24 protein-coding genes and 1 tRNA gene are annotated in these 26689 nt (G+C 67.8%); 20 read left to right on the top strand and 5 right to left on the bottom strand.

Translation table 11 applies throughout. The features are described from left to right. The first annotated feature begins 81 nt into the window (after positions 1–81). Together treS and AC2D10_RS04375 are read left to right on the top strand one after the other, a co-directional pair. On the top strand, positions 82–1851 hold the full coding sequence (treS, locus tag AC2D10_RS04380) for a maltose alpha-D-glucosyltransferase (RefSeq protein ID WP_484710698.1): 1770 nt from the start codon (positions 82–84) through the stop codon (positions 1849–1851). Beyond that, entirely contained in the window at positions 1848–3275 is a 1428-nt protein-coding gene (locus AC2D10_RS04375) for a maltokinase N-terminal cap-like domain-containing protein (RefSeq protein WP_484710697.1), read from the top strand. Before treS ends, AC2D10_RS04375 begins: the two co-directional genes overlap by 4 nt. A gap of 140 nt (positions 3276–3415) precedes the next feature. On the opposite strand, the gene AC2D10_RS04370 is transcribed toward AC2D10_RS04375, so the two are convergent. Together AC2D10_RS04370 and AC2D10_RS04365 are read right to left on the bottom strand one after the other, a co-directional pair. Beyond that, positions 3416–3488: transfer RNA gene (locus AC2D10_RS04370), tRNA-Arg, on the bottom strand. Between the two features lie 16 nt (positions 3489–3504). Continuing rightward, positions 3505–4320, bottom strand: coding sequence for an SGNH/GDSL hydrolase family protein (locus AC2D10_RS04365; protein WP_484710696.1), 816 nt, complete (start codon positions 4318–4320; stop codon positions 3505–3507). 70 nt (positions 4321–4390) lie between these two features. Here AC2D10_RS04365 and argS point away from each other — a divergent pair, with 70 nt between their 5' ends. Together argS and AC2D10_RS04355 are read left to right on the top strand one after the other, a co-directional pair. Next, complete coding sequence (argS, locus tag AC2D10_RS04360; protein ID WP_484710694.1) at positions 4391–6055, top strand: arginine--tRNA ligase; 1665 nt, start codon at positions 4391–4393, stop codon at positions 6053–6055. Between the two features lie 44 nt (positions 6056–6099). Further along, the gene (locus AC2D10_RS04355) at positions 6100–6942 is read left to right on the top strand and encodes an LmeA family phospholipid-binding protein (protein WP_484710693.1); all 843 of its coding nucleotides are present in this window, start codon (positions 6100–6102) and stop codon (positions 6940–6942) included. Positions 6943–6944: 2 nt separating this feature from the next. On the opposite strand, the gene AC2D10_RS04350 is transcribed toward AC2D10_RS04355, so the two are convergent. After that, positions 6945–7991 carry a YihY/virulence factor BrkB family protein gene (locus AC2D10_RS04350; RefSeq protein ID WP_484710692.1) on the bottom strand — a complete coding sequence of 349 codons (1047 nt, stop codon included), beginning with the start codon at positions 7989–7991 and terminating at the stop codon, positions 6945–6947. Positions 7992–8139: 148 nt separating this feature from the next. Between AC2D10_RS04350 and lysA the strand changes: the two genes are divergently transcribed. The 5 genes from lysA to prfA all read left to right on the top strand — a co-directional run bounded on the left by lysA (position 8140) and on the right by prfA (position 15083). After that, positions 8140–9582 carry a diaminopimelate decarboxylase gene (lysA, locus tag AC2D10_RS04345; RefSeq protein ID WP_484710691.1) on the top strand — a complete coding sequence of 481 codons (1443 nt, stop codon included), beginning with the start codon at positions 8140–8142 and terminating at the stop codon, positions 9580–9582. Continuing rightward, entirely contained in the window at positions 9579–10883 is a 1305-nt protein-coding gene (locus AC2D10_RS04340; RefSeq protein ID WP_484710690.1) for a homoserine dehydrogenase, read from the top strand. The genes lysA and AC2D10_RS04340 overlap by 4 nt, the downstream gene beginning before the upstream one ends. Next, positions 10880–11824 (top strand): homoserine kinase, encoded by a 945-nt coding sequence (gene thrB, locus AC2D10_RS04335; protein ID WP_484710689.1) that lies wholly within the window; start codon positions 10880–10882, stop codon positions 11822–11824. The genes AC2D10_RS04340 and thrB overlap by 4 nt, the downstream gene beginning before the upstream one ends. A gap of 155 nt (positions 11825–11979) precedes the next feature. Further along, the gene (gene rho / locus AC2D10_RS04330; RefSeq protein WP_484710688.1) at positions 11980–13992 is read left to right on the top strand and encodes a transcription termination factor Rho; all 2013 of its coding nucleotides are present in this window, start codon (positions 11980–11982) and stop codon (positions 13990–13992) included. Positions 13993–14003: 11 nt separating this feature from the next. Beyond that, on the top strand, positions 14004–15083 hold the full coding sequence (gene prfA / locus AC2D10_RS04325) for a peptide chain release factor 1 (RefSeq protein WP_484710687.1): 1080 nt from the start codon (positions 14004–14006) through the stop codon (positions 15081–15083). Between the two features lie 20 nt (positions 15084–15103). Here the strand turns inward: prfA and epsC are convergent, their stop codons facing one another. Further along, complete coding sequence (epsC, locus tag AC2D10_RS04320) at positions 15104–15655, bottom strand: serine O-acetyltransferase EpsC (RefSeq protein ID WP_484710686.1); 552 nt, start codon at positions 15653–15655, stop codon at positions 15104–15106. Between the two features lie 20 nt (positions 15656–15675). Beyond that, entirely contained in the window at positions 15676–16614 is a 939-nt protein-coding gene (cysK, locus tag AC2D10_RS04315; protein WP_484710684.1) for a cysteine synthase A, read from the bottom strand. Positions 16615–16712: 98 nt separating this feature from the next. On the opposite strand from cysK, the gene prmC reads away from it, so the two are divergent. The 11 genes from prmC (at position 16713) to atpD (ending at position 26688) form a co-directional block, all read left to right on the top strand. Beyond that, a complete protein-coding gene (gene prmC, locus AC2D10_RS04310; protein ID WP_484710682.1) occupies positions 16713–17573 on the top strand; it encodes a peptide chain release factor N(5)-glutamine methyltransferase in 861 nt (286 codons plus the stop codon). Positions 17574–17625: 52 nt separating this feature from the next. Further along, a complete protein-coding gene (locus AC2D10_RS04305; protein WP_484710680.1) occupies positions 17626–18360 on the top strand; it encodes an L-threonylcarbamoyladenylate synthase in 735 nt (244 codons plus the stop codon). Next, on the top strand, positions 18357–19526 hold the full coding sequence (locus tag AC2D10_RS04300; protein WP_484710679.1) for an MraY family glycosyltransferase: 1170 nt from the start codon (positions 18357–18359) through the stop codon (positions 19524–19526). Before AC2D10_RS04305 ends, AC2D10_RS04300 begins: the two co-directional genes overlap by 4 nt. Beyond that, positions 19526–20029, top strand: coding sequence for a Cg1360 family ATP-synthase-associated protein (locus tag AC2D10_RS04295; protein WP_484710678.1), 504 nt, complete (start codon positions 19526–19528; stop codon positions 20027–20029). Before AC2D10_RS04300 ends, AC2D10_RS04295 begins: the two co-directional genes overlap by 1 nt. Positions 20030–20175: 146 nt before the next feature. After that, a complete protein-coding gene (gene atpB / locus AC2D10_RS04290) occupies positions 20176–20958 on the top strand; it encodes a F0F1 ATP synthase subunit A (RefSeq protein ID WP_484710677.1) in 783 nt (260 codons plus the stop codon). A 44-nt stretch (positions 20959–21002) separates the two neighbouring features. Further along, the gene (gene atpE / locus AC2D10_RS04285; RefSeq protein WP_484710675.1) at positions 21003–21239 is read left to right on the top strand and encodes an ATP synthase F0 subunit C; all 237 of its coding nucleotides are present in this window, start codon (positions 21003–21005) and stop codon (positions 21237–21239) included. 25 nt (positions 21240–21264) lie between these two features. Beyond that, on the top strand, positions 21265–21816 hold the full coding sequence (locus AC2D10_RS04280; RefSeq protein ID WP_484710674.1) for a F0F1 ATP synthase subunit B: 552 nt from the start codon (positions 21265–21267) through the stop codon (positions 21814–21816). Then, positions 21816–22604 (top strand): F0F1 ATP synthase subunit delta, encoded by a 789-nt coding sequence (locus AC2D10_RS04275; protein WP_484710673.1) that lies wholly within the window; start codon positions 21816–21818, stop codon positions 22602–22604. The genes AC2D10_RS04280 and AC2D10_RS04275 overlap by 1 nt, the downstream gene beginning before the upstream one ends. A gap of 47 nt (positions 22605–22651) precedes the next feature. After that, complete coding sequence (atpA, locus tag AC2D10_RS04270; RefSeq protein WP_484710672.1) at positions 22652–24292, top strand: F0F1 ATP synthase subunit alpha; 1641 nt, start codon at positions 22652–22654, stop codon at positions 24290–24292. Between the two features lie 20 nt (positions 24293–24312). Further along, entirely contained in the window at positions 24313–25212 is a 900-nt protein-coding gene (locus AC2D10_RS04265; RefSeq protein WP_484710670.1) for a F0F1 ATP synthase subunit gamma, read from the top strand. Between the two features lie 21 nt (positions 25213–25233). Next, on the top strand, positions 25234–26688 hold the full coding sequence (gene atpD, locus AC2D10_RS04260; protein ID WP_484710669.1) for a F0F1 ATP synthase subunit beta: 1455 nt from the start codon (positions 25234–25236) through the stop codon (positions 26686–26688). Position 26689 lies beyond the last annotated feature (1 nt).

The raw sequence follows: 26689 nt of genomic DNA, 5'->3' as shown, positions 1-26689 counted from the left end.
GGACGTGCTCAGAGACCGCGCGTCCTCGACGCGCCTCGACCTCGTCGATGTCTCTCCCCGTCTGAGCGTGAGGAGAACCGCATGACCACTGCTGCAGAGCCGGCACCCCAGACGGCATCCATCCCGATCCTGACGCAGGAGCCGTTCCCCGACACCCCGGGCAGTCCTGCGCCCGAGTGGTTCAAGACCGCGGTGTTTTACGAAGTGCTCGTACGCTCGTTCAAGGACGGCGACGGCGACGGATCCGGAGACTTCCGAGGTCTGATCGAGAAGCTGGACTATCTGCAGTGGCTCGGCGTGGACTGCCTCTGGATCCCGCCGTTCTTCCCCTCTCCGCTGCGGGACGGCGGCTACGACGTCTCGGACTACACCGGAATCCAGGAAGATCTCGGCACCACCGCCGACTTCCAGGAGTTCCTCGACGAGGCTCACGCCCGCGACATGCGCGTGATCATCGACTTCGTCATGAACCACACGAGCGACGAGCACCCGTGGTTCCAGGAGTCGCGGAAGGACCCGGACGGCCCCTACGGCGACTTCTACGTGTGGAGCGACACCGACGACCTCTACGAGGACGCCCGCATCATCTTCGTCGACACCGAGCCGAGCAACTGGACGTGGGATCCCGTGCGTCAGCAGTACTTCTGGCACCGCTTCTTCTCGCACCAGCCCGACCTCAACTTCGACAACCCGAAGGTGAAGGAGGCCATGATCGACGCCATGAGCTTCTGGCTCGACATGGGGCTCGACGGCTTCCGCCTCGACGCGGTCCCCTACCTTTTCGAGCGCCCGGGCACCAACGGCGAGAACCTGCCCGAGACGCACGAGTTCCTCAAGGAGGTGCGTCGCTTCGTCGATCGCGACTACCCGGGCCGCGTGCTGCTGGCCGAGGCCAACCAGTGGCCGGCCGACGTCGTGGACTACTTCGGCGACCCGGAAGTCGGTGGCGACGAATGCCACATGTGCTTCCACTTCCCGGTGATGCCGCGCATCTTCATGGCCGTGCGCCGCGAGTCCCGGTACCCGATCAGCGAGATCCTCGCCGAGACCCCGCCGATCCCGTCGGGAACCCAGTGGGGCATCTTCCTGCGCAACCACGACGAGCTGACGCTCGAGATGGTCACCGACGAAGATCGCGACTACATGTGGAGCGAGTACGCGCAGGATCCGCGGATGAAGGCGAACATCGGCATCCGCCGCCGCCTGGCGCCGCTGCTCGACAACGACATCGACCGCATCGAGCTCTTCACGGCGCTGCTGCTCTCGCTCCCGGGTTCGCCCGTGCTCTACTACGGCGACGAGATCGGCATGGGCGACAACATCTGGCTGGGCGACCGCGACGGAGTCCGCACCCCGATGCAGTGGACCTCCGATCGCAACGCCGGATTCTCGAGCGCCAACCCCGGCAAGCTCTCGCGTCCGCTCGTGCAGGACCCCGTCTACGGGTATCTCGCGGTGAACGTCGAGGCACAGCAGGAGGACCGCTCCTCGCTGCTGCACTGGACCCGCGACATGATCCACGCACGCAAGAAGCACCCGGCGTTCGGCTTGGGCAGCTTCAACGACCTCGGCGGTTCCAACCCCGCCGTGCTCTCGTACTCGCGCGAGCACACGAACGACGACGGCTCGATCGACGTGATCCTGTGCGTCAACAACCTGTCGCAGTTCCCGCAGCCGGTGGAACTCGACCTCCGCCGCTTCGAGGGATTGGTCCCGGTCGAGCTGGTGGGCGGCGTGCCGTTCCCGCGGATCGGCGAGCTGCCCTACCTGCTGACGCTCGGAGGCCACGGATTCTTCTGGTTCCAGCTGCAGGTCGGACCGGATGAGTCGGATGAGACGAGGATGCTGTGAGTTCCATCGATCATGCCGCGCTGCAGGAGTACCTGGTGCGCACCCGCTGGTTCGCGGGGAAGAGCCGTCCGTTCCACGTCCACCGCGTGCAGCCGATCGCCGAGCTGTCCGGCGATGACGGTCGCACGAACGTGAGCGTGTCGCTCGTCACCGTGGAGTACTCGGACCACGAGGGCGGCAGTGAGACGTACCAGGTGCCGCTGTCGTGGTACTCGGAGTATCAGGAGCGCATCGGACACGCGTTCGTGGGCAAGGTCGAGCACGACCAGCACCCGCAGTACCTGTTCGACGCGGTGCATGACCGCGACGCGATGGCGCTCTGGCTCGACGGCTTCATCGCCGCCGAGTCCGACGGCCGCGCGGAGGTCGGCGGACTCCGGTTCCGCCGCGTGGAGGGCGGGCAGCCACTGAGCCCGGAGTGGCGCGGATCCCCGCTGTCGGGCGAGCAGTCGAACTCGTCCGTCCGCTTCGACGACACCGCGATCATGAAGGTGTTCCGCAAGGTCAGCCCCGGGCTGAACCCCGACATCGAGATCCACGAGGAGCTGACGCGCGGAGAATCCGACGCGATCGCCGACCTCTACGGCTGGATCGAGGCCGAGGTGGACGGCGAGATCGTGCAGCTGGCGATGCTGCAGGAGTTCCTGCGCACCGCCGCCGACGGCTTCGAGCTCGCCACCGGCAGCGTTCGCACGCTCTTCGCGGACCCGGAGCAGAGCGTGGCCGAATCGGGCGGGGACTTCGCCGGCGAAGCCGCGCGTCTGGGTGCTGCCGTCGCCGAGATCCACGCCATGCTGCGTGAGCGCTTCCCGTCCGAGCGGCGGGGCGCGGAGGCAGTGGCGGAACTTGCTCGTGTGATGAACGATCGACTCGACAACGCGCTGCGTGCGGTGCCCGAGCTCGAGCCGTTCGCCGAGCAGCTGCGCGCCACATATCGCGCGGTGGCCGCGCTCCAGGGGCTCGATGTGCAGCGAGTGCACGGCGATCTGCACCTCGGCCAGACGCTGCGCACCGCGCACGGCTGGCGGATCGTGGACTTCGAGGGGGAGCCGGGGCGTCCGTTCCTCGAGCGCGCCCTGCCGGACTCGCCGTGGCGCGACGTGGCCGGAATGCTGCGGTCGTTCGACTACGCACCGGGCGTCGTCGAGCTGTCGCAGTCCGGCCCCAGTCAGATCGACGACGACGAAAGCGAGCTCCGTGCGGCGCGCGGCCGGGAGTGGTCGGAGCGGTCGCGTCGCAGCTTCCTCGACGCATACGTCGCGGCACTCGACACGGATGACGAGCGGGCGCTCGCCGATCAGCACGTGCTGCTCGACGCCTACGTCGCCGACAAGGCCGTGTACGAGGCGATCTACGAGAAGCGCAATCGACCGGCGTGGATCTCGATCCCGCTCGCAGCGATCGAGGAGATCGTCGCGGACTGAGTCGTTCGCACGGCAGGGGTCGCAGATGGCCGCGTCACAGCATCGATAGCGGCCACTTGCGTCCCCTGCGCGACGCGTGCCGCAGGCAACGCACGCAGAAGGCCCCGCCCGAATGGGCGGGGCCTTCTGATCGTCTGCTGTGCCCCCGACAGGAGTCGAACCTGCGACCTACGGTACCGGAAACCGGCGCTCTATCCACTGAGCTACGGAGGCGTACCGGTCGACAATATCACTGCTCGGGGGTGGTCTCCGACTCACCGGCCACGGTGACCGGCGCGCCGCTCAACTCGGCCAGGGCCGCGGCGACCTTCTCGGCCAGGTAGCGGTGTCCGTCGCTGGAGGGATGCTTGCGCCCCACCTCGACGTCGATGACCTGGAGGTAGTTCTCGGGAGTGATCCAGTCCTGCGCGATGGGGGAGATGTACCACCAGCCGCGTGCCCCGGCGAGTTCGGCGAGGTCGGCGTCGATACGGGCGGTGGCGGCTCCGACGGGAAGTTCGTGCGGTGCCGGCCCGAGGATGACGATGGTGGCCTGCGGGTACTTCGCGGCCATCGCCTCCCAGGCAGCCGTCACCGCTTCGCGATAGCCGACCTCACCCTGCTTGCGGTCGTTGATGGACCCCTGGATCACGATGAGGTCCGGCGCGAGTGTCGGGTCGAGTGCGGCGATCCGGTCACCGAAGTCGGGTCCGTCGATGCCGGGCTTGAGGTAGCCGCTGCCGCGCACGCCCATCACGATCGTCCGGCCCTTCAGCAGCTCCGCGAGGCGATACGCGTAGCCCTCGGTCGGCAGCGTCGCGGCCGAGCCGTACGTCCACGAGTCTCCGAACACGAGGACGGTGGGGTTCTCAGGCAGTGCGAGAGGGGCCGGAACGACGGATGCCGGGGCGGCGCCCTCGCCCTGCGCGGAGGCTCCGACCGGCGCCGACGACGACAGCGACGACCACGGACGCCACATGCCGAGAGCGACCGCCGCGAGCACCAGGACCATCGCGACAGCGACGCCCGCGGAGCGCAGCGGGCGGCGGAGGACTCGGGCCTTCATGGCATGAGAGTAAGTCACGCGGGCGTCATCGCAAATTCGACCGCGCGACGCGCCGTAAACTGGGCAGTCTATGACTCCTGAAATGCTCGCCGAAGCCCTCCTCGCCGTCCTGACGCCCATCGCAGACGAGCGACGTCCGGGCGAGCCCCTCGGACTCGCCGCGCCCGACCTCGTGTTCGAGCGTCCGCGCAACCGCGACCACGGCGACTGGGCATCCAACATCGCCATGCGCTTGGCCAAGCCGTTCGGCACGAACCCGCGCGAGCTCGCCCAGCAGATCGCCGACGGCCTCTCCGCGGTCGACGGCGTCGCGAGCGCCGAGGTCGCCGGACCCGGCTTCATCAACATCCGTCTCGACGCCGCGGCCGCCGGTGCGCTGGCGAAGACGATCGTCGATGCCGGAGTCGCCTACGGCACCAACGAATCGCAGGCCGGTCGCAGCATCAACATCGAGTTCGTGAGCGCCAACCCCACCGGTCCGCTGCACATCGGGCACACCCGCTGGGCGGCGCTCGGCGACGCCATCGGCCGTGTCCTCGCCGCATCGGGTGCGACCGTCGCCCGGGAGTTCTACATCAACGACGCCGGTGTGCAGATGGAGCGGTTCGCCCGCTCCATCGTCGCCGCGGCGAAGGACGAGCCCACGCCCGAGGGCGGCTACGCGGGCAGCTACATCAAGGACCTCGCTGCCCGCGTGCTGGCCGCGCGCCCGGATCTGCTCGAGCTGGCTGAGGACGATCAGGTCGTCGTGGCCCGCGAGCTCGGGTACGAATATCAGCTCGCGGAGCAGCAGGAGTCGCTGTCGAAGTTCAACGTGCACTTCGACGTCTGGTTCTCCGAGCGGGTGCTGCACGCGAAGAACGCCGACGGGGTCAGCCTCGTCGATCAGGCTGTCGATCGTCTGCGCGAGCAGGGCCACGTGTTCGACGACGAGGACGCTGTCTGGGTGCGCACCACCGACTTCGGCGACGACAAGGATCGCGTGATCCGTCGCTCGAACGGCGAGTACACCTACTTCGCCGCCGACGCCGCCTACTACCTGAACAAGGGCGACCGCGGCTTCGCGCACAAGATCTACCTGCTGGGCGCCGACCATCACGGATACGTGCACCGTCTGAAGGCTCTGGCGGGCGCGGCCGGCGACGACCCCGAGAAGGATGTCGAGGTGCTGATCGGCCAGCTCGTCTCGGTCGGTGGTGCGCGCCTCAGCAAGCGCGCCGGCAACATCATCGAGATGGACGACCTGCGCGAATGGCTCGGCACCGACGCGCTGCGGTACTCGCTGGAGCGTTCGCCCGCCGATTCACCGCTGGCACTCGACCCGGAACTGCTGCAGAAGCGCACGAACGACAACCCCGTGTTCTACGTGCAGTATGCGCACGCCCGCACGCACAACGTGGCTCGCAACGCGGGGGATTCGGGTGTCGACCGCTCGGAGTTCGCGCCCGAGACGCTGACGCACGAGTCCGAGGCGGCGCTCCTGGGCGCGCTGCAGGAGTTCCCGCGCATCGTGGCGTTCGCCGCCGAGGTGCGCGAGCCGCACCGTGTCGCGCGCTACCTCGAGGAGCTGGCGGGGCTGTACCACCGCTGGTACGACAACTGCCGCGTGATCCCGCAGGGCGACGACCCGATCGAGACCGTGCACCGCACTCGCCTGTGGCTGAACGACGCCGCAGGTCAGGTGTTCCGCAACGGGCTCGACCTGCTCGGCGTCTCCGCTCCGGAGCGCATGTAGGAACGACCACCGGCCGCGCCCGGGCGGTAGGGCAGGATTGGGTCATGAGCGACGACAACCACACCCTTCCGTACCCGGACGCGGCGGCGGAGCATCAGACGCTCGTCATCCCCGGCTCAGGCGACCGGGCGGCGGCGCCGCGTCGTCGCCGTCGCTGGCCGTGGGTGCTGCTGATCGTGGTGGTGCTGCTGGCCGTGCTGGTGGTGGTGGCCGAGCTCATCGCGCGTGCCGTTCTGCCCGGTATCGTCCGCTCGATCGTCATCGACGAACTTCAGCTGCCGGCCGACCAGCAGCTCGCGGTCGAGGCCGACGGAATCCTGCTGCCCCAACTCATCGGCGGCACGCTCGACAGCCTGCATCTGTCGACCGACTCGATCACCCTCGAGGGGATCACGGGTGCCGCCGACGTCACCGCGACGGGAGTACCGCTGCGCGGCGGAGACCTTGGGGGAGCGGCCGGCACCATCCGGATCAACGAGGCCGAGTTCACCACCCTCGTCTCCGCCACCGACATCCCGATCGAGACCGTCACGCTCGAGGCGCCGAACGCGACAGTGGGCGGCTCCTTCGCACTGTTCGGCGTGGATATCCCGTTCGCGCTCACGGTGACGCCCGGTGCGGTCGACGGCGACCTGCAGCTGACGCCGGTGCAGGTGAGCGTCGGCGGCATCGTGATCGACGCCGACCAGGTGGACTCGTCGCTCGGTGCGATCGGATCCGATCTCACGCAGACGCAACGCATCTGCATCGCCGACCAGCTCCCGGCGGGGCTCACGCTGACCGGTCTGCAGATCGTCGGCAGCGCCGCCGTGATCGACATCGACGTGGACGGCGCGATCGCCACGGATGAGAGCCTGCTCGAGAAGGGCGTCTGCCCCGCTCGCTGATCTCAACTCGCAGCTTCGTCTGCCACGGCCTTCTGGGCCGCACGCAGCTCGTCCTGTGCGATCTTGACGTCGACCTCGGCGCGCTGCACGCGGCGCTGGATGAAGGTGGCGGCTCCGTAGCGCGCGTGCACACGGTCCTTCTTCTCCTCTTCGGCGGTGACGATGTAGGCGCAGGAGAACAGGATCACCTGGCTCGAGAAGTTCAGCCAGATCAGCAGTGCCAGCAGTGAGGCGAACGAGGCGAGAAGCGGATTGCTCGTGGCTCCGCCGACGAACAGGCTCGACAGCTGCTGGAGCACGATCAGCCCGACACCGCCGATCAGGGCGCCGGTCCACAGGGAGCGTGCCGAGGCCTTGACACCTGAGAGCACTCTGAAGATCGCGGCGACCAGCACGGTGTCGAGGGCGAACACCACGAGCAGCGAGAGCAGCCGTACGGTCCAGCTCGCGACGTCGGAGTCTGCCGGAAGCCCGAGCAGCCCGGTGATCCACGTGATTCCGAGCTGTCCGATGAAGGTGGCGGCGGCTGCGGCGAGGAAGGACGCCCCGATGCCGATCGCGAGCAGCAGGTTGCGCAGCATCACCCAGATGAACAGGATGTCGTCATGCGTGGTGCCGGCGATCACGCGCACCGCGGTGCGTAGCGACCCGATCGCGCCGAGCGCGGCACCGACGAGCGCGATCAGGGAGATGATCCCGGCGAGCGACAGTGAGGCCGGTGCCTCGAGATCGGACGGATCAATGATGCCGTCCTCGCCGATCAGGCCGGGCACGACGGACTGCACCGCAGTGATGATCGACTGCCAGGCGTCGGGGTTTCCCGCGAGCCAGAGGGCGGCGAGCGAGAACCCCAGCAGGACGCCGGCGAACACGCTGAACAGCGCGCGATACGTCACGCTGTCGGCCAGCATCGGCCCGCGACGCTCGGAGTACAGCAGTCCGGCGCGGACGGGGCGGCGCGCGAGCGCCCAGCGGATGGCGGTTCCGCTGACGCGCGCGATCAGGCCGGGACGGGCGGGGGCGTCGGACCGCGTTTCGGTGTTCGTCACAGCCCCACCCTACGAGGACGCGAGGGTGCGCGTCCGGGGGGTTGACGTGAAGCGTCACCATGACAGCTCTCCGGATGCCGGTGCTCTAGAATCGGGTCATCCTCGATGTGCGTGTTCAGCCCGAGATCCGTCCCACGATTGGTGATCATTGCTTTCCCCTGCCGACTCGCTCGCCCCGGAATGGCTGGTCCAGCCCGACGACGCGAATGACCTCGCGGCCGGTGTGTGGCCGGCATCCGCGTCGCGCGACGCCGACGGCGCGCTCGTCCTCGCCGGGATGACCGCCGGCGAACTCGTGCAGACCTACGGCACCCCGCTCATCGTCATCGACGAGGACGAGGTGCGCACGCGGGCTCGGGCGTTCCGTGACGCGTTCGACCGTGCGTCCGCCGCGCACGGCACCACCGCGCAGATCTATTACGCCGGCAAGGCGTTCCTGTGCGCGACGGTCGCCCGCTGGGTCGTCGACGAGGGCCTGCGTGTCGACGTCTGCACAGGTGGTGAACTCGAGGTCGCTCTCGCCGCGGGTGTCGCGCCGGCATCGATCGGCTTCCACGGCAACAACAAGTCCGTCGGCGAGCTCGAACGGGCCGTCGAGATCGGTGTGGGATCGATCATCGTCGACAGCGCGATCGAGATCGAGCGCCTCGGCGCGATCACGGCACGCACCGGCACGGTGCAGCGCGTGTTCGTGCGGGTGATCAGCGGCGTGCACGCCGAGACTCATGAGTTCCTCGCGACCGCCCACGAGGATCAGAAGTTCGGTTTCTCGCTGCCGGATGCCGAGGCTGCGGTCGCCCGCATCCGTGAGTTGCCCGGTCTCGACTTCGCCGGCCTGCACTGCCACATCGGTTCGCAGATCTTCGGTGTCGCAGGCTTCCGCGAATCCGCCTCACGCGTGCTCGAGCTGCACGAGACCCTGCTGGCCGGGGGACCGGTGCCGCAGATGAACCTCGGCGGCGGCTTCGGCATCGCCTACACGCGCGTCGACGACCCGACGCCGATCGAAGACCTCGCGGCAGCCATCGTGGCATCCGTCGCCGAGGGCTGCGCCGCCCGCGGCATCGACATCCCCGCTCTCTCGTTCGAGCCCGGTCGGGCGATCGTCGGCACGGCCGGGGTGACGCTCTACGAGGTCGGCACGACCAAGGACGTCACGATCGAGACCGGAGCGGTCCGTCGCTACGTGAGCGTCGACGGCGGCATGAGCGACAACGCGCGCACCGCGCTCTACGGGGCCCAGTACTCGGCTCGGATCGCCTCGCGTGTCGGCGAGGGCGCGCCTCAGCTGAGCCGCGTCGTCGGCAAGCACTGCGAGTCGGGCGACATCGTCGTCGACCACGAGTACCTTCCCGCAGACCTCGTCCCCGGCGACCTGCTCGCCGTCCCCGCGACGGGCGCCTACTGCGTCTCGCTCGCCAGCAACTACAACCACGTCCCTCGTCCGCCCGTCGTCGCCGTGCGCGACGGCCACTCGCGAGTGATCGTGCACGGTGAGACCGTCGCCGACCTGCTCGCGCGCGACCCCGGCATCGACGCGGCGAACCTCTCCGACGGATCCCGTCCGTCCACCCCTGAAGGAGCAAGATGACAGAGTACCGACGACTTCGAGTGGCACTTCTCGGCGCCGGAGCCGTCGGCTCTCAGGTCGCGGGGCTGCTGCTGCGGCACGGCGACGAGCTCGCCGACCGCGCCGGTGCCTCGCTGGAGCTCGCCGGCATCGCGGTGCGCGACATCGACGCTCCGCGCGACGTCGACCTCCCGAAGGAGCTGTTCACCACCGACGCCGAGTCGCTGATCCTCGGTGCCGACATCGTCATCGAACTCATCGGTGGGATCGAGCCCGCCCGCACCAGCATCCTGCAGGCGATCGGCTCAGGCGCCGATGTCGTCACGGCGAACAAGGCCCTCCTCGCCACGCATGGCCCCGAGCTCTTCGAGGCCGCCGACCGGGTGGGCGCTTCGGTGTACTACGAGGCCGCCGCTGCCGGAGCCATCCCGATCATCCGCCCGCTGCGCGATTCTCTCGCGGGCGACCGGGTCGTGCGCATCATGGGCATCGTGAACGGCACGACCAACTACATCCTCGATCGGATGGAGACAGAGGGAGCGGACTTCGCCGATGTGCTCGCCGACGCGCAGCGCCTCGGATACGCCGAGTCCGACCCGACCGCCGACGTCGAGGGCTACGACGCCGCTCAGAAGGCCGCGATCCTCGCGAGCCTGGCGTTCCACACCGCTGTGCCGCTCGACGCGGTTCACCGAGAGGGGATCACCTCGATCACCGCGTCGATGATCGACGAGGCCCGGACGGCCGGATTCGTGATCAAGCTGCTCGCCGTGTGCGAGCGCATCGAGGCGAACGGCGACGAGTCGATCTCGGTGCGCGTCTACCCGGCACTGGTGCCGCAGTCGCACCCGCTCGCGAGCGTGCACGGCGCGAACAACGCGGTCTTCGTCGAGGCCGAGGCCGCCGGATCGTTGATGTTCTACGGTGCCGGCGCCGGTGGCGTCCAGACGGCGTCCGCCGTGCTGGGCGACGTCGTCTCCGCGGCACGCCGGCACATCGCCGGCGGCGTGGGCGTGGGAGAGTCGACGCGCGCCAACCTTCCGGTCGTTCCGATCGGACACGTGACGACCCGCTATCAGATCACCCTCGAGGTGGCGGATGCCCCGGGTGTGCTCGCCACGGTCGCCGGCACCCTCAGCGACGGCGGCGTCTCGGTCGCGACGGTCGTGCAGACGGTCGAGGGCGAGGACGAGCCCACCGCACGCCTCATCATCGGCACGCATCGCGCGACGGAGAGCGCGCTGAGCGCGACCGTCGACGCACTCGCCGACAGCCCGGTCGTCGCCCGCGTGGTCTCCGTGCTGCGCGTGGAAGGCGAGTGACCGTGGCGCAGGGGCGCACGCTCGACGTCCGCGTTCCCGCGACGAGCGCGAATCTGGGCCCCGGCTTCGACACGCTGGGCCTGGCCCTCAGCATCTACGACACCCTCGAGGTCACCGAGCTGCCGGCGGGGCAGCTCGAGATCGAGGTCACCGGAACCGGTGCGGACGAGATTCCCACCGATGCTTCGAATCTCATCGTGCGCACGATCGCGCATGTCTACGCCGACGCGGGTCGCCCGATGCCCGGCCTGAGGATCGTCGCCGAGAACACCGTGCCGCACGGACGAGGCCTCGGTTCGTCGGGTGCCGCCGTCACGGCCGGTGTGCTCGCCGCGAAGGGCCTGCTGGCCGGCGATGTCGAGATCAGCGACGACGACCTGCTGCGCCTTGCGACCGAACTCGAAGGGCACCCCGACAACGTGGCGCCCGCCCTGTTCGGCGGCCTGACGATCGCCTGGGTGGGGGAGCGCGGGCCACAGCACAAGAAGCTCCTCGTGCACCGCGGCGTCTCGCCCCTCGTGCTCGTGCCCTCATACACGATGTCGACCTCCCAGGCGCGGTCGCTCCAGCCGCCACAGGTCTCGACCGCGGACGCGATCTTCAACGTCTCGCGCTCGGCACTGCTGATCGCCGCGCTGATGCAGAGCCCGGAGTTGCTGCTCGACGCGACGGCGGACCGCCTGCATCAGGACTACCGCGCCGAGGCGATGCCCGAGACGCAGCGCCTTGTGCAGGCCCTGCGTGCGGCCGGGTTCGCGGCCGTGGTGTCGGGGGCGGGGCCGAGCGTGCTCGTGCTCGCCGATGGACCGGGCAGCCGTCAGGCCGCGGTCGAACTCGCCGACAGCGTGACCGACACCCCGTGGGACGCACTGCTGCTGGCGGTCGACGTGCGTGGTGGTACAGTGGGGGATCGAGCGGAGGGCTTCCACGTAGCTTCGTGAATCTGGCCCCATTGCAACTCTGCAAGACCCGCACGCCAACCCCCACGGCATACGTGCCCAAGGCCGGCTGACGCCGAGCGTCAGCCCGTGCGATCGCGCGCAGCACCCGTTGTGCGCGTACACCGCTCATTTCCCATGACATAGAGGAAGTGCTCGTGGAGAATTTCTCCGAGACCCAGAACGACCAGGCGGCATCGTCCGCCACTGCCCCGGCCGCCAGCGCCGACGCGACTGCAGAGGCCGCACCGGCGCGCAAGCGCGCACCGCGTCGTGCCACCAGCGCGACCGCCGCTGCGAAGGCCGAGAAGGCAGCCGCCGCTGCCGAGGCCAAGACCGAAGCCCCCGCGCCTGTCGCGGTGAGCAACGACGGAGAGGCCGCCGAGGCCGCTCCCAAGGCGAAGGCCCCCCGTCGCAGCCGTGCCAAGAAGACCGATGCCGAGGCGCCCGCCGCCGAGTCGTCGGCGGCTGAGACGCCCGCCGCCTCGAACAGCGATTCGCGGAACGCCGACAACGGTGCCGACGCGCGGAACGCTGACAACGACGCAGAGACGCGGAACGCGGGCAGGGGCGCAGACACGCGCAACGCCGACAACGCCGCCGACGCGAACAGCACCGACAAGGGTGCCGGCGACAAGCCCGCCGCCGACTCCGGTGACGCACCTGCCCCCAAGACCACCGGTCGCGGTCGTCGCGGTGCGCAGAAGCCCGCCGCCGATGCCGAGGCTCCTGCGGCCACGCAGAATTCCGATGTTCCTTCCGAGTCCTCCTCCGATGCCGATTCCGGCGAGGGCGACGAGCAGGGCGGACGCAACCGCAGCCGCAACCGCAGCCGCAACCGCGGACGCGGTCAGAACGGCGCAGCGCAGGAGCAGCAGCAACAGCAGCAGCAGCCCGCCGCGGACGATGACCAGGCCGGCGGCAACGGACGCAACCGTCAGCGCAACAAGCGCCGCAGCGGCGCCCCGGTCGACGAGTTCGACACCGAGATCGGCGAGGACGACGTCCTCATCCCGATCGCCGGGATCCTCGACGTGCTCGACAACTACGCCTTCGTGCGCACGACCGGGTACCTCGCGGGCCCCAGCGACGTGTACGTCTCGCTCGGACAGGTCAAGAAGTACAACCTCCGCAAGGGCGACGCGATCGTCGGCGCGATCAAGCAGCCGCGCGAGAACGAGCAGCAGGGGCGTCAGAAGTACAACGCGCTGGTCAAGGTCGACTCGATCAACGGTCTGTCCGTCGACGACGCCGCGACCCGCGTCGAGTTCGGCAACCTCACGCCGCTCTACCCGCAGGAGCGTCTGCGCCTGGAGACCGCGCCCGAGAAGCTCACCCAGCGCATCATCGATCTGGTCGCGCCGATCGGCAAGGGCCAGCGCGGACTCATCGTCGCACCGCCCAAGGCCGGCAAGACCATCGTCCTGCAGCAGATCGCCAACGCGATCGCGCAGAACAACCCCGAGGTCCACCTCATGGTCGTGCTCGTCGACGAGCGCCCCGAAGAGGTCACCGACATGGAGCGCACGGTGAAGGGCGAGGTCATCGCCTCGACCTTCGATCGTCCCGCCGAGGACCACACGACGGTCGCCGAGCTCGCCATCGAGCGTGCCAAGCGTCTCGTCGAGCTGGGTCGCGACGTCGTCGTGCTCCTCGACTCGATCACCCGTCTCGGCCGCGCGTACAACCTGGCCGCCCCGGCTTCGGGTCGCGTGCTCACCGGTGGTGTCGACGCATCTGCTCTCTACCCGCCCAAGCGCTTCTTCGGCGCCGCGCGGAACATCGAGAACGGCGGATCGCTCACGATCCTCGCGACCGCACTCGTGGAGACCGGCTCCAAGATGGACGAGGTCATCTTCGAGGAGTTCAAGGGCACCGGCAACAGCGAGCTGCGCCTGTCGCGCTCGCTCGCCGACAAGCGCATCTTCCCGGCCGTCGACGTGAATGCGTCGAGCACGCGCCGCGAAGAGATCCTGCTCTCGGCTGACGAGGTCAAGATCACGTGGAAGCTGCGCCGCGCCCTCGCCGGTCTCGACCAGCAGCAGGCTCTCGAGGTCGTCCTGGGCAAGCTGCGCGAGACGCACTCGAACGTCGAGTTCCTCGTCCAGATGCAGAAGTCGATCCCCACGCTGCCCTCGGGCGCGCACGGGCACGACAACAACATCCGCTGACCGGAGTCCTCGTGTTCGAGTCCGTTCAGGCATTGATCGACGAGCATCGCCGGGTCCAGGAGGAGCTCTCCGACCCGGCGGTGCACGCCGATGCCGCGCGGGCGAAACGCGTCAACCGTCGCTACGCGGAGCTGTCGCGGATCGTCGCGGCCTACGACGCCTGGTCGGCGGCGAACGACGACCTCGAGGCCGCCCGTGAGTTCGCTCGTGAGGACGAGACGTTCGCCGCCGAGGTTCCGGTGCTCGAAGAGGGACTGCAGAGCGCGCAGGAGAGGCTGCGTCGTCTGCTGATCCCGCGCGATCCCGATGACGCGCGTGACGTGATCATGGAGATCAAGGCGGGGGAGGGCGGGGCGGAGTCCGCGCTGTTCGCCGCGGATCTGCTGCGCATGTACATCCAGTACGCCGCCTCGAAGGGCTGGAAGACCGAGCTGCTCGAGCGCAACGAGTCCGATCTGGGCGGCTACAAGGACGTGCAGATCGCGATCAAGGGATCCTCCACCGACCCGGCGCAAGGGGTGTGGGCGCATCTCAAGTACGAGGGTGGCGTGCACCGCGTGCAGCGAGTGCCGGCCACCGAGTCGCAGGGCCGCATCCATACCTCCACCACGGGCGTGCTCGTGTTCCCCGAGGTCGATGAGCCCGACGAGGTCGCCATCAGCCAGAACGACCTGAAGATCGACGTGTTCCGCTCGTCCGGACCGGGCGGCCAGTCGGTCAACACGACCGACTCCGCCGTGCGCATCACCCACCTGCCGACAGGTATCGTGGTGTCGATGCAGAACGAGAAGTCGCAGCTGCAGAACCGCGAGGCCGGCATGCGCGTGCTCCGCGCTCGCATCCTCGCGAAGCAGCAGGAGGAGATCGACGCTGCCGCCTCCGACGCGCGCAAGTCGCAGATTCGCGGGATGGATCGCTCCGAGCGCATCCGCACGTACAACTTCCCCGAGAACCGGATCGCCGATCACCGTACCGGCTTCAAGGCGTACAACCTCGATCAGGTCATGGACGGCGCCCTCGAACCCATCATCGAGTCCGCGATCGCCGCCGACGAGGAAGCCCGTCTCGCCGCCGTCGGCTCCGAGTCCTGAGCTCCAGGCTCAGCGCACCGTCAGATCGAGTAGTCCGGCGCCGCGAGAAGCGCCCGGGTGTCTTCGCCGCGAATCCGCGAGCGCGCCTTCGCCGGCACACCGACCAGCACGCTGTCGGCCGGGGCGTCCTTGGTGACGACCGCGTTCGCGCCCACGATGCTGTGCGCGCCGACGGTGACCGGGCCGAGGATCTTCGCTCCTGCGCCCACGGCGACGCCGTCACCGATGGTCGGATGCCGCTTGCCTGAGTCGCGCGTCCTGCCGCCGAGCGTGACGCCGTGATAGAGCATCACGTCGTCGCCGATCTCCGCCGTCTCGCCGATCACGACACCCATCCCGTGATCGATGAAGAAGCGGCGTCCGATCCGAGCCCCGGGGTGGATCTCGATGCCGGTCAGGACCCGAGCGAGCTGCGAGCCGAGTCGACCGGCAAAGCGCAGGCCTCGGCGCCAGAGCGCGTGGTTCAGTCGGTGCGCCCAGATCGCGTGCAGACCCGGATACAGCAGCGCGACCTCGAAGCTGTTTCGCGCTGCGGGATCACGGAGTCTCGCTGCCGCGATGTCCTCGCGCATTCGGCTGACGGCATCCACGCTCAGCTCTCGCGCAGGTCTTCGAACAGCGCCGTGGAGAGGTAGCGCTCCCCGCTGTCGGGCAGGATCACGACGATCGTCTTGCCGACGTTCTCGGGGCGCGCGGCCACCTTCAACGCCGCCGACACGGCCGCACCGCACGACATGCCCACCAACAGGCCCTCTTCGGCCATCAGCCGACGCGCCACCTGGATCGATTCGTCGAACTCCGCCGTGATGACCTCGTCGATCACGTCGCGATCGAGGATCGCGGGAACGAAGTTCGGGCCGATTCCCTGGATCTTGTGCGGGCCGGGGTGGCCCTCGCTCAGCACGGGGGAGTCCTTGGGCTCGACCGCGATGACCTGCACATCGGGCTTGGCCGCCTTGAGCGCCTGGCCGGTTCCGGTGACGGTCCCGCCGGTGCCGACGCCCGCGATGAAGATGTCGACGTCTCCGTCGGTGTCGCGGAGGATCTCCTGCGCGGTCGTCTCGCGATGGATCTGCGGGTTGGCGGCGTTCTCGAACTGACGGATCCACACCGATCCGGGGTTGTCCTCGACGATCTGCTTCGTGACCTCGATCGCACCGCTCATGCCCTTGGTGGGGTCCGTCAGCACGATCTCCGCACCGAACGCCTTGAGCAGTACCCGGCGCTCCTTCGACATCGACGCGGGCATCGTGAGGATCACGCGGTAGCCGCGCGCCGCGCCGACCATCGCGAGCGCGATGCCGGTGTTGCCGCTGGTCGACTCCACGATCGTGCCCCCGGGCTTGAGCTCACCCGAGGCCTCGGCCGCGTTGACCATCGCGATGCCGATACGGTCCTTCACGCTCGACGCCGGGTTGTAGTACTCGAGCTTGGCCAGGACCGTGGCACCCAGGCCCGCGGTCACCTTGTTCAGGCGCACGAGCGGAGTGTTGCCGAATGCGGTCGTGATGTCGGGGTGGATGCCGGTCATGGAGTCGCCTTCTTCGTCGGGGAGCGGGGCTTCAGCCTATTCGAGGTCGCTGAGGGGGGAGTCATTGTGACACCCTCCCGCGCCCTACGCTGGAAACCATGCCTGAGAATTCCCTCGCGTCCCTGGTGCGCTCCGTGGCTCAGAGACTGGCCGACGCCGGTGTGCCGGATCCTCTGGTCGATGCGGAGCTCCTGGCCGGACATGTGCTCGAACGCCGGCGCGGCGAGGTGCAGGCGGCGATCATCCGAGGCGATTCGATCGATGCGCCCTCCGTGGAGCGTCTCGAGGCACTGGCCACCCGCCGCGCGGCACGGGAGCCGCTGCAGCACATCACCGGTATGGCGCCGTTCCGGCATCTGGAACTCGCGGTGGGCCCCGGGGTGTTCGTGCCGCGCCCCGAGACCGAGACCGTCGTGCAGTTCGCGATCGACGCCCTGCTCAACTCGTCCGACCCGGCCCCGATCGGCATCGATCTCGGCACCGGCAGCGGAGCGATCGCCCTCGCGATGGCGACCGAGGTGCCGCACGCGCGAATCCATGCGGCCGAGCTCTCGCCCGACGCCCACGCGTGGGCGAGCAGGAACATCAGCGGAGTCGACAACGTCACCCTCGTGCTGTCCGATCTCGCGACCGCGTTCCCGGAGCTCGACGGCACGGCCGCCGTCGTGATCTCGAATCCTCCGTATGTGCCCGACGCCGCGATCCCGCGCGACCCCGAGGTGCGGCTGTTCGATCCGGCGATGGCGCTCTACGGAGGAGCGGACGGTCTCGACATCGTGCGGGTGCTGAGCACTCGGGCGCTGCAGCTGCTGCATCCGGGCGGGCTGCTGGTGATCGAGCACGGTGAACTGCAGGGCGAATCGATCCGCGGGATCCTCACCGCCGACGGCTGGCGCGCCACCGCGACCCATCGCGATCTGACGCTGCGTGATCGCGCCACGACCGCTCTCCGACCCTGATCACACGGCTCCGAGCATTCGCCACGCCGACGACGCATAGAATCGAACGGTCATGTCCTCCATCTTCGACTGCCTCGACGAGGCTCAGCTCCTCGCCGGCATGCGGCACGCGCGCCAGGCGATCGCCCGCGGCGAGCTCATCGTCATGCCCACCGACACCGTCTACGGCGTCGCCGCCGACGCATTCTCGCCTGCCGCCGTGCAGCGGCTGCTCGACGCGAAGGGACGAGGTCGCAACCAGCCGCCGCCCGTGCTGATCGGCACCAAGGAGACCCTCACGGCCCTCGCCGAGTCGGTGCCGGAGCCCGTGCAGCGTCTCGTCGACGCGTTCTGGCCGGGCGGGCTGACGATCGTCCTCCCCGCACAGCCCTCGTTGGTGTGGGACCTGGGGGAGACCCTCGGAACGGTGGCCGTGCGCATGCCCGAGGGGCGTGTGGCTCTCGAACTGCTCGCCGAGACCGGTCCGCTTGCGGTCTCGAGTGCGAACCTCACCGGCAAGGATGCCGCGGTGTCGGCGCACGACGCCGAGCAGATGCTCGGTGAGAGCGTCGCCGTCTATCTCGCCGACGGTATGAGTCGCGACGGGATCGCGTCGACCATCGTCGATGCCACCTCCCTGGTCCGCCCCGCAGAAGACGACACCGAGCCCGCAGTGATCCGCATCCTCCGTCACGGCGTCGTGACCCGCGCGCAGCTCGAGGAGGTGCTCGGCGACGTGCTCGAACCGGAGGCGACGTCGGCGACCGACGAGCCGACGCAGGGGGAGCACCAGGACGAGGATTCGTGAAGCAGTATCTCTTCACGATCATCATCACCGCCGCGGTCACCCTCGCGCTGACCTGGGCGGTCTGGCGGCTGAGTCTCCGCTTCAAGCTCTATCCGGGCATCCGTGATCGCGACGTGCACACCACGCCGACCCCCCGACTGGGGGGTGTTGCCATCTTCTTCGGTATCGCGATCGCATGCCTCGTCTCGTCCCTGAACCCGTTCTTCCACTCGATCTGGATGCCGCCGCAGACCATGTGGTCGATCCTCGGGGCTTCGCTCCTGATCGCCGTGGTCGGCGTCGTCGACGACCTCTGGGACATCGACTGGATGATCAAGCTGGGGGCGCAGTTCCTCGCGGCCGGGATCATCACGGTCGGAGGGGGCCTGCAGATCCTGTCGCTTCCGTTCGGCGACCTCATCGTGTTCTCGAGCTGGCTGAGCATCACGATCACGATGTTCGCGATCGTGATCGTGATGAACGCGGTGAACTTCATCGACGGACTCGACGGGCTCGTCGCCGGCGTGTGTCTGATCGCCAACGGCGTCTTCTTCGCCTACTCATACATCCTGACCCGCGACTCGGGGGCGTCGAGCTACTTCAACCTGTCGACGTTCCTCGCCGCGGTGCTGATCGGCGCCTGCCTCGGTTTCCTGCCGTTGAACTGGAGTCCGGCAAAGCTCTTCATGGGGGACTCCGGCGCGCTGCTGATCGGCCTGCTGATGGCCACGTCCGCCATCGCCGTGACCGGCCAGCTCGAGCCGTCGGCCCTCGACCCCGAGCGCATCGGCCGCTCGCAGCTGCTGGGTGCGTTCATCCCGATCCTGCTGCCGCTGCTGGTGGTGCTGCTGCCTCTGCTGGACTTCGGTCTCGCCGTCCTCCGACGCATGAGCGCCGGTCGCTCGCCGTTCTCGCCGGATCGCAAGCACCTGCATCACCGGATGCTCGATCTCGGGCACCGCGACCGTGACGCGGTCCTCATCTTCTACGCATGGACCGCCGTCATCTCCCTCGCCGTGCTGCTCATGTACGTCGGCGCGCGTGAGGACTGGCCCGGCCAGTACCTTCCCGGCGTCGCCTTCGGAGCGGTGGGCATCGTCGCCTGCCTGCTGATCACCCTGCTGCCTTCCCGACGCAAGAAGCCGGCGCCGGCACACGCGCCCGACCCGACATCCCTGGAGTCCTGATGAGCCCGAACCCCGTATCCAGCACGCCGATCCTCCGCAGAGCCCTCCTCTGGTCGGCGGCGGCGACCGTACTCCTCGCCATCGTCGCGGCGATCGTCGGAAACATCGTCGCGCAGAGGGAGGGGCTTGTCAGCGGACTGCTCGGAGTCCTGCTCTCTGCGGTCTTCCTCGGCATCACCGGCATCAGCATCCTGATCGCCAATCGCTGGTATGGGGAGCCGCTGTACGTGCAGTTCTTCTTCGCCCTCGTGCTCGGCGGATGGATACTGAAGCTGATCGTTTTCTTCCTGGTGATCGTGGTGCTCAAGGATCAGCAGTGGATCCACCCGGTCGTCTTCTTCGTCTCTATCGTCGCGGGCGTCTTGGTGTCGCTCATCGTCGATGCGGTTGTCATCAGCACCATGCGTCTGCCCGTCGTGAGCGATTCGACGCTGCCGACGGAGGTTCCTGAAGACACCGCGCCCGGCGTCGCCTCCTCCGGAGACGGTCCGCCGAGTTCTTAGGCCACCCTTGGAGTCTGATAGTGTTTACACGCCCCCGCCGCTCGCTCGCGAGCGCTTGCGCCTGAAGCACACCGACCATCGTCGCCCCGGTTTTGACCGGTGCCCCGAAGCTGGAGCCCGCGCTGTTCAATCTTGCTGCGAACCTGATGCCCCGACTCGCCACGGATGACGAGTTCCACGCTCCGTCCATCGCTGAGTTCTTCCCCGACGCCGTCTTCCAGATCGGCGATCTGGTAATCAACCGGATCCACCTGGTCCAGTTCATCGCCACTATCGCGGTGGTGCTGTTCCTCTGGTTGGGCACCCGCCGCATGCGAGTCGTTCCCGGCCGCTTCCAGACCGTCGCGGAGATGGGGCTCGACTTCGTGCGGGTCAACGTCGCCGAAGACCTGCTCGGGCGCAAGGACGGGCGCCGGTTCCTGCCGATCCTCGCGACGATCTTCTTCATGGTCCTGTTCATGAACCTCACGGGCATCATCCCCTTCATGAACATCGCCGGCACGAGCATCATCGCCGTCCCGCTGCTGCTCGCGCTGGTCAGCTACGTGACCTTCATCTACGCAGGTGTCAAGAAGAGCCCGAAGAACTTCTTCCGCAACTCGCTCTTCCCCTCCGGCGTCCCGCCGTTCCTCTACATCATCGTGACGCCGCTCGAGATTCTCTCGACGTTCATCATCCGTCCGATCACGCTGACGCTGCGACTGCTGATGAATATGGTCGTCGGTCACCTCATGCTCGTGCTGTTCTTCTCGGCGACGCAGTTCTTCGTGATCACCCTCGGTGGCGGCTGGATCGCTCTCGGCGCCGGCACGCTCGCTTTCGGCTTCGCCTTCACCCTGTTCGAGGTCCTCGTGGCCTTCCTGCAGGCCTACGTCTTCACCATCCTCACCGCGGTCTACATCCAGCTCGCGGTTGCAGAAGAGCACTGAGCGGACAGGCACCTGCCTGTCCACCCAACTGAAAGGAAAAACCCGTGGACACCACTACGGTTCTCGCTGAACTCTCCGGCAACATCGGCACCGTCGGTTACGGCCTCGCCGCGATCGGTCCGGCCATCGGCGTCGGCATCGTCGTCGGGAAGACGATCGAGGGCGTCGCCCGTCAGCCCGAGCTGGCAGGTCGCCTGCAGGTCCTGATGTACATCGGTATCGCCTTCACCGAGGCGCTCGCCTTCATCGGCATCGCTACCTACTTCATCTTCCAGTCCTGACTTCGAGCTTCGACAAGGAGACAGGATGCTAAACGCTCTTGTCACACACGCTGCCGAGGGGGCGGACCAGAACCCGCTCATCCCCGCGTGGTATGACATCATCTGGTCTGCGGTCTGCTTCATCGTGATCCTCGCGGTGGTGTGGAAGGTCGCACTTCCCAAGCTGTATGCGCTGCTCGACGCGCGGTCCGCCGCCATCGAGGGCAACATCGCGAAGGCCGACGCGGCTCAGAAGCAGGCTGAGGCCGCGCTCGAGGAGTACACGCGTCAGCTGGCCGAGGCACGCACCGAAGCCGGTGAGATCCGTGAGGCCGCCCGTGAGGACGGCAAGAAGATCGTCGCCGAGGCCAAGGACGCCGCGACCACCGAAGCGGCACGCATCACCGCCACCGCGCACACGCAGATCGAGGCCGAGCGTCAGACCGCTCTCGTCTCGCTCCGCAGCGAGGTCGGAACGCTCGCCATCGACCTCGCCGGTGGTGTGGTCGGAGAGACGCTGTCCGACGACGCTCGTGCGACGGCCGTGGTCGACCGCTTCCTCGCCGACCTCGAAGCATCCGAGAAGGCGGCCCAGTAATGGGGAGCGCGACCACTCAGGCGCTTGCGGCATCCGTTCAGGCGCTTGCCGCGGCATCCGGCGTCACCCTCGACACCGCGCGGGAGCTTTTCGCCGCGGCGCATGCCGTGGGCGAGTCGTCGCATCTGAGCGGCGCGCTGGCCGATGCCTCGGCTCCGGCCGAGGCCAGGCAGAACGTCGTCTCGGCGGTCTTCGGCGGCTTCTCGCAGAACGCGCAGAGCGTTCTGCGGGCGGTCGTGAGCGAGCGCTGGTCCGACGCGGGCGAGCTCGTCGACGGCATCGAGGAACTCGCGATCCGGGCGACGGCGATCGCCGACAGCGACGCCGACATCGAGGCGGAGCTGTTCGGCTTCTCCCGCGTCGTCGCCGCGAACTCGGAACTCGAACTCGCCCTGGGCAGCCGCCTCGGGGGAGGAGCCGCCAAGGGCGACCTCGTCGAGCGCCTGCTCGCCGGGTCGGCCAGTGCTCCGGCCACGCTGATCGTCTCGTCGCTCGTGCGCCTGCCGCGCGGGCGTCGCATCCGCCAGCTGCTCAACCGCGCCATGCGTATCGTCTCGGACCAGCACGGTCGGGTCGTCGCGACCGTCCACAGTGCATCCGAGCTCAACGAGGCTCAGCGCACCCGTCTGAGCGACGCTCTCTCGCGTCGTTACGACGGCAAGGTCTCGCTCAACGTCGTCATCGACCCTGCCGTCCTCGGAGGCCTGCGCGTGCAGATCGCCGATGACGTCATCGACGGCAGCATCTCCGCTCGACTCGCAGACCTTCGCCAGAAGCTCGCGGGCTAACACGACTTCGCGCGGGGAACCGCGCACCCAGATACAAAGGGAAGACAATGGCAGAACTATCGATCAGCCCCGACGTCATCCGTGACGCGCTGAAGGACTTCGCCGCCGCCTACGAGCCCACCGGGGCCGCGGCGACCGAGGTCGGCACCGTCATCGACGCCGCGGATGGAATCGCGCACGTCGAGGGCCTGCCCGGCGTCATGGCCAACGAGCTCGTGACCTTCGGCAACGGCACCAAGGGCCTCGCCCTGAGCCTCGACCAGAACCAGATCGGTGTCGTCGTCCTGGGCGACTTCACCGGCGTCGAGGCCGGTCAGGAAGTCACCCGCACCGGTGAGGTCCTCTCCGTTCCGGTCGGTGACGGCTACCTCGGTCGTGTCGTCGACCCGCTCGGCAACCCGATCGACGGCCTCGGCTCGATCGCGACCGAAGGCAGCCGTGAGCTCGAGCTGCAGGCGCCTGGCGTCATGCAGCGCAAGTCGGTCCACGAGCCGATGCAGACCGGCATCAAGGCCATCGACGCGATGATCCCCGTCGGCCGCGGTCAGCGTCAGCTGATCATCGGTGACCGCCAGACCGGCAAGACCGCGATCGCGATCGACACGATCATCAACCAGAAGGACAACTGGGAGTCCGGCGACGTCAACAAGCAGGTTCGCTGCATCTACGTCGCCATCGGGCAGAAGGGCTCGACCATCGCTTCGGTGAAGGGCGCGCTCGAAGAGGCCGGAGCCCTGGAGTACACCACGATCGTGGCAGCTCCGGCATCCGACCCCGCCGGCTTCAAGTACCTCGCTCCCTACACCGGTTCGGCCATCGGCCAGCACTGGATGTACGGCGGCAAGCACGTCCTGATCATCTTCGACGACCTGTCGAAGCAGGCTGAGGCGTACCGCGCCGTGTCGCTCCTGCTGCGTCGTCCGCCGGGCCGCGAGGCCTACCCGGGTGACGTCTTCTACCTGCACTCCCGTCTGCTGGAGCGTTGCGCGAAGCTCTCCGACGAGCTCGGCGCGGGATCGATGACGGGTCTCCCGATCATCGAGACCAAGGCCAACGACGTCTCGGCCTACATCCCGACCAACGTGATCTCGATCACCGACGGCCAGATCTTCCTCCAGTCCGACCTCTTCAACGCCAACCAGCGTCCGGCGGTCGACGTGGGTATCTCGGTCTCGCGAGTCGGCGGTGACGCACAGGTCAAGTCGATCAAGAAGGTCTCGGGAACGTTGAAGCTCGAGCTGGCGCAGTACCGTTCGCTCGAGGCGTTCGCGATGTTCGCGTCCGACCTCGACCAGGCGTCGCGTCGTCAGCTGTCCCGCGGTGCGCGTCTGACCGAGCTGCTCAAGCAGCCCCAGTACTCGCCGTACCCCGTCGAGGAGCAGGTCGTCTCGATCTGGGCCGGTACCAAGGGAAAGCTCGACACGATCGAGGTCTCCGATGTGCTGCGGTTCGAGCGCGAGCTGCTGGACTACCTGCGTCGCAACACGCAGGTGCTCACCACGCTGCGCGACACCAACGTCCTCGATGACGACACGGTGGCGGAGCTCGAGAAGCACACCGACGCTTTCATCCTGGAGTTCCAGGGTGGCAAGGGAGCCGGCATCGGCGCTCCGGGCCACGAGGAGCACGCGGCTGCCGAGGCGGACGACGTCAACCAGGAGAAGATCGTCAAGGGTCGTCGCGCGTAACCGCGTGAGGTACTGAACTCATGGGCGCTCAACTCCGGGTCTACAAGCAGAAGATCTCTTCTGCTCAGACGACCAAGAAGATCACGAAGGCGATGGAACTCATCGCGGCTTCGCGCATTCAGAAGGCCATGGCACGCGTCAAAGCGTCCAGCCCCTTCGCGCGAGCCGTGACGAGGGCCGTGTCGGCCGTCGCGACGCACTCGAATGTCGACCACCCGCTCACTCGCGAGCCCGAGACGATCCGCCGCTCCGCGGTCGTGATCTTCTCGTCGGACCGCGGTCTGGCAGGAGCCTTCAACTCGCAGATCCTCCGTGAGGGTCTCGAGGTTGCGGAGCTCCTGCGCGGACAGGGCAAGGAGCCGGTGTTCTACCTCATCGGTCGCAAGGCCGTCGGCTACTTCCAGTTCCGCCGCATCGCGGCGGCCGCGGAGTGGACCGGCGACACCGACACCCCGACGTTCCACACGGCGAAGGAGATCTCGCAGAAGCTTCTCGAGGACTTCTCCCGCGGTGGCGAGGACGGCGGTCTCGATGAGATCCACCTCGTCTACAACCGCTTCGTCAGCATGATGACGCAGTCGCCGGAATCCGTGCGCATGCTTCCGCTGGAGATCTCGGAAGCCGACGAGTCGGAGGCGGGAACCACCGTCTACCCGCTCTACGAGTTCGAGCCGGATGCCGCGACCGTGCTGGACGCGATCCTGCCGGTGTACATCCAGAGCCGCGTCTTCAACGCCCTCCTGCAGTCGTCCGCCGCCAAGCAGGCAGCGACGCAGAAGGCCATGAAGTCCGCCAGCGACAATGCCGACAAGCTCATCACCGATTACACCCGTCTGCGCAACAACGCGCGTCAGGCGGAGATCACGCAGCAGATCGCAGAGATCGTCGGCGGCGCCGACGCCCTCTCGTCGAGCAAATAGACCATCAGGAAAGAGACGAAAATGACCCTCACCGCTCCGGCTGACCAGCCGGCGACCGCGGTCGTCGGGCGCGTCGCACGCGTCAACGGTCCGGTTGTCGACATCGAGTTCCCGCACGACTCGATCCCCGACATCTACAACGCACTCAAGACCACCATCACCATCGGTGAGTCCTCGGTCGAGATCACGCTCGAGGTCGCGCAGCACCTCGGCGACGACCTCGTCCGCGCCATCGCCCTGAAGCCGACCGACGGCATCGTCCGCGGCCAGGAAGTGCGCGACACCGGAGAGGCCATCTCGGTCCCCGTCGGTGACGTCACCAAGGGCAAGGTCTTCAACGTCATCGGCGAGGTGCTCAACCTCGAGCCCGGCGAGACGATCGAGGTCACGGAGCGCTGGCCCATCCATCGCAAGGCTCCGAACTTCGACCAGCTCGAGTCGAAGACCACCATGTTCGAGACCGGCATCAAGTCGATCGACCTCCTGACCCCCTACGTGCTGGGTGGAAAGATCGGTTTGTTCGGTGGCGCCGGTGTCGGCAAGACGGTCCTCATCCAGGAGATGATCCAGCGCGTCGCGCAGGACCACGGTGGTGTGTCGGTGTTCGCCGGTGTCGGTGAGCGCACCCGTGAGGGCAACGACCTGATCCACGAGATGGAAGAGGCGGGTGTCTTCGACAAGACGGCCCTCGTGTTTGGCCAGATGGACGAGCCGCCGGGAACGCGTCTGCGCGTCGCCCTCTCGGCTCTGACGATGGCGGAGTACTTCCGTGACGTGCAGAAGCAGGATGTGCTGCTCTTCATCGACAACATCTTCCGCTTCACGCAGGCCGGTTCCGAGGTCTCGACGCTGCTCGGTCGCATGCCGTCCGCCGTGGGCTACCAGCCCAACCTGGCCGACGAGATGGGTCTCCTCCAGGAGCGCATCACGTCGACTCGTGGCCACTCGATCACCTCGCTGCAGGCGATCTACGTGCCGGCCGATGACTACACCGACCCGGCTCCGGCGACCACGTTCGCCCACCTCGACGCGACGACCGAGCTCTCTCGTGAGATCGCTTCGAAGGGTCTGTACCCGGCCATCGACCCGCTGACCTCGACGTCGCGGATCATGGACCCCCGGTACTTGGGCGACGACCACTACCGCGTCGCGACGACCGTCAAGCAGATCCTCCAGAAGAACAAGGAGCTGCAGGAGATCATCGCCATCCTCGGTGTCGATGAGCTCTCCGAGGAAGACAAGATCGTCGTGTCGCGTGCACGTCGCATCCAGCAGTTCCTCTCGCAGAACACCTACATGGCGAAGAAGTTCACCGGTGTCGAGGGTTCGACCGTCCCGCTGAAGGAGACCATCGAGTCGTTCGATGCGATCACCCGCGGTGACTTCGACCACGTCGCCGAGCAGGCCTTCTTCAACGTCGGTGGCATCAACGACGTCGAAGAGCAGTGGGCGAAGATCCAGAAGGAGAACGGCTGAC

The organism is Microbacterium sp. PI-SA-G, assembly GCF_057215335.1.
Note: the sequence above shows the minus strand (reverse complement) of the source record. Positions and strands in the feature narration are given on the sequence as shown.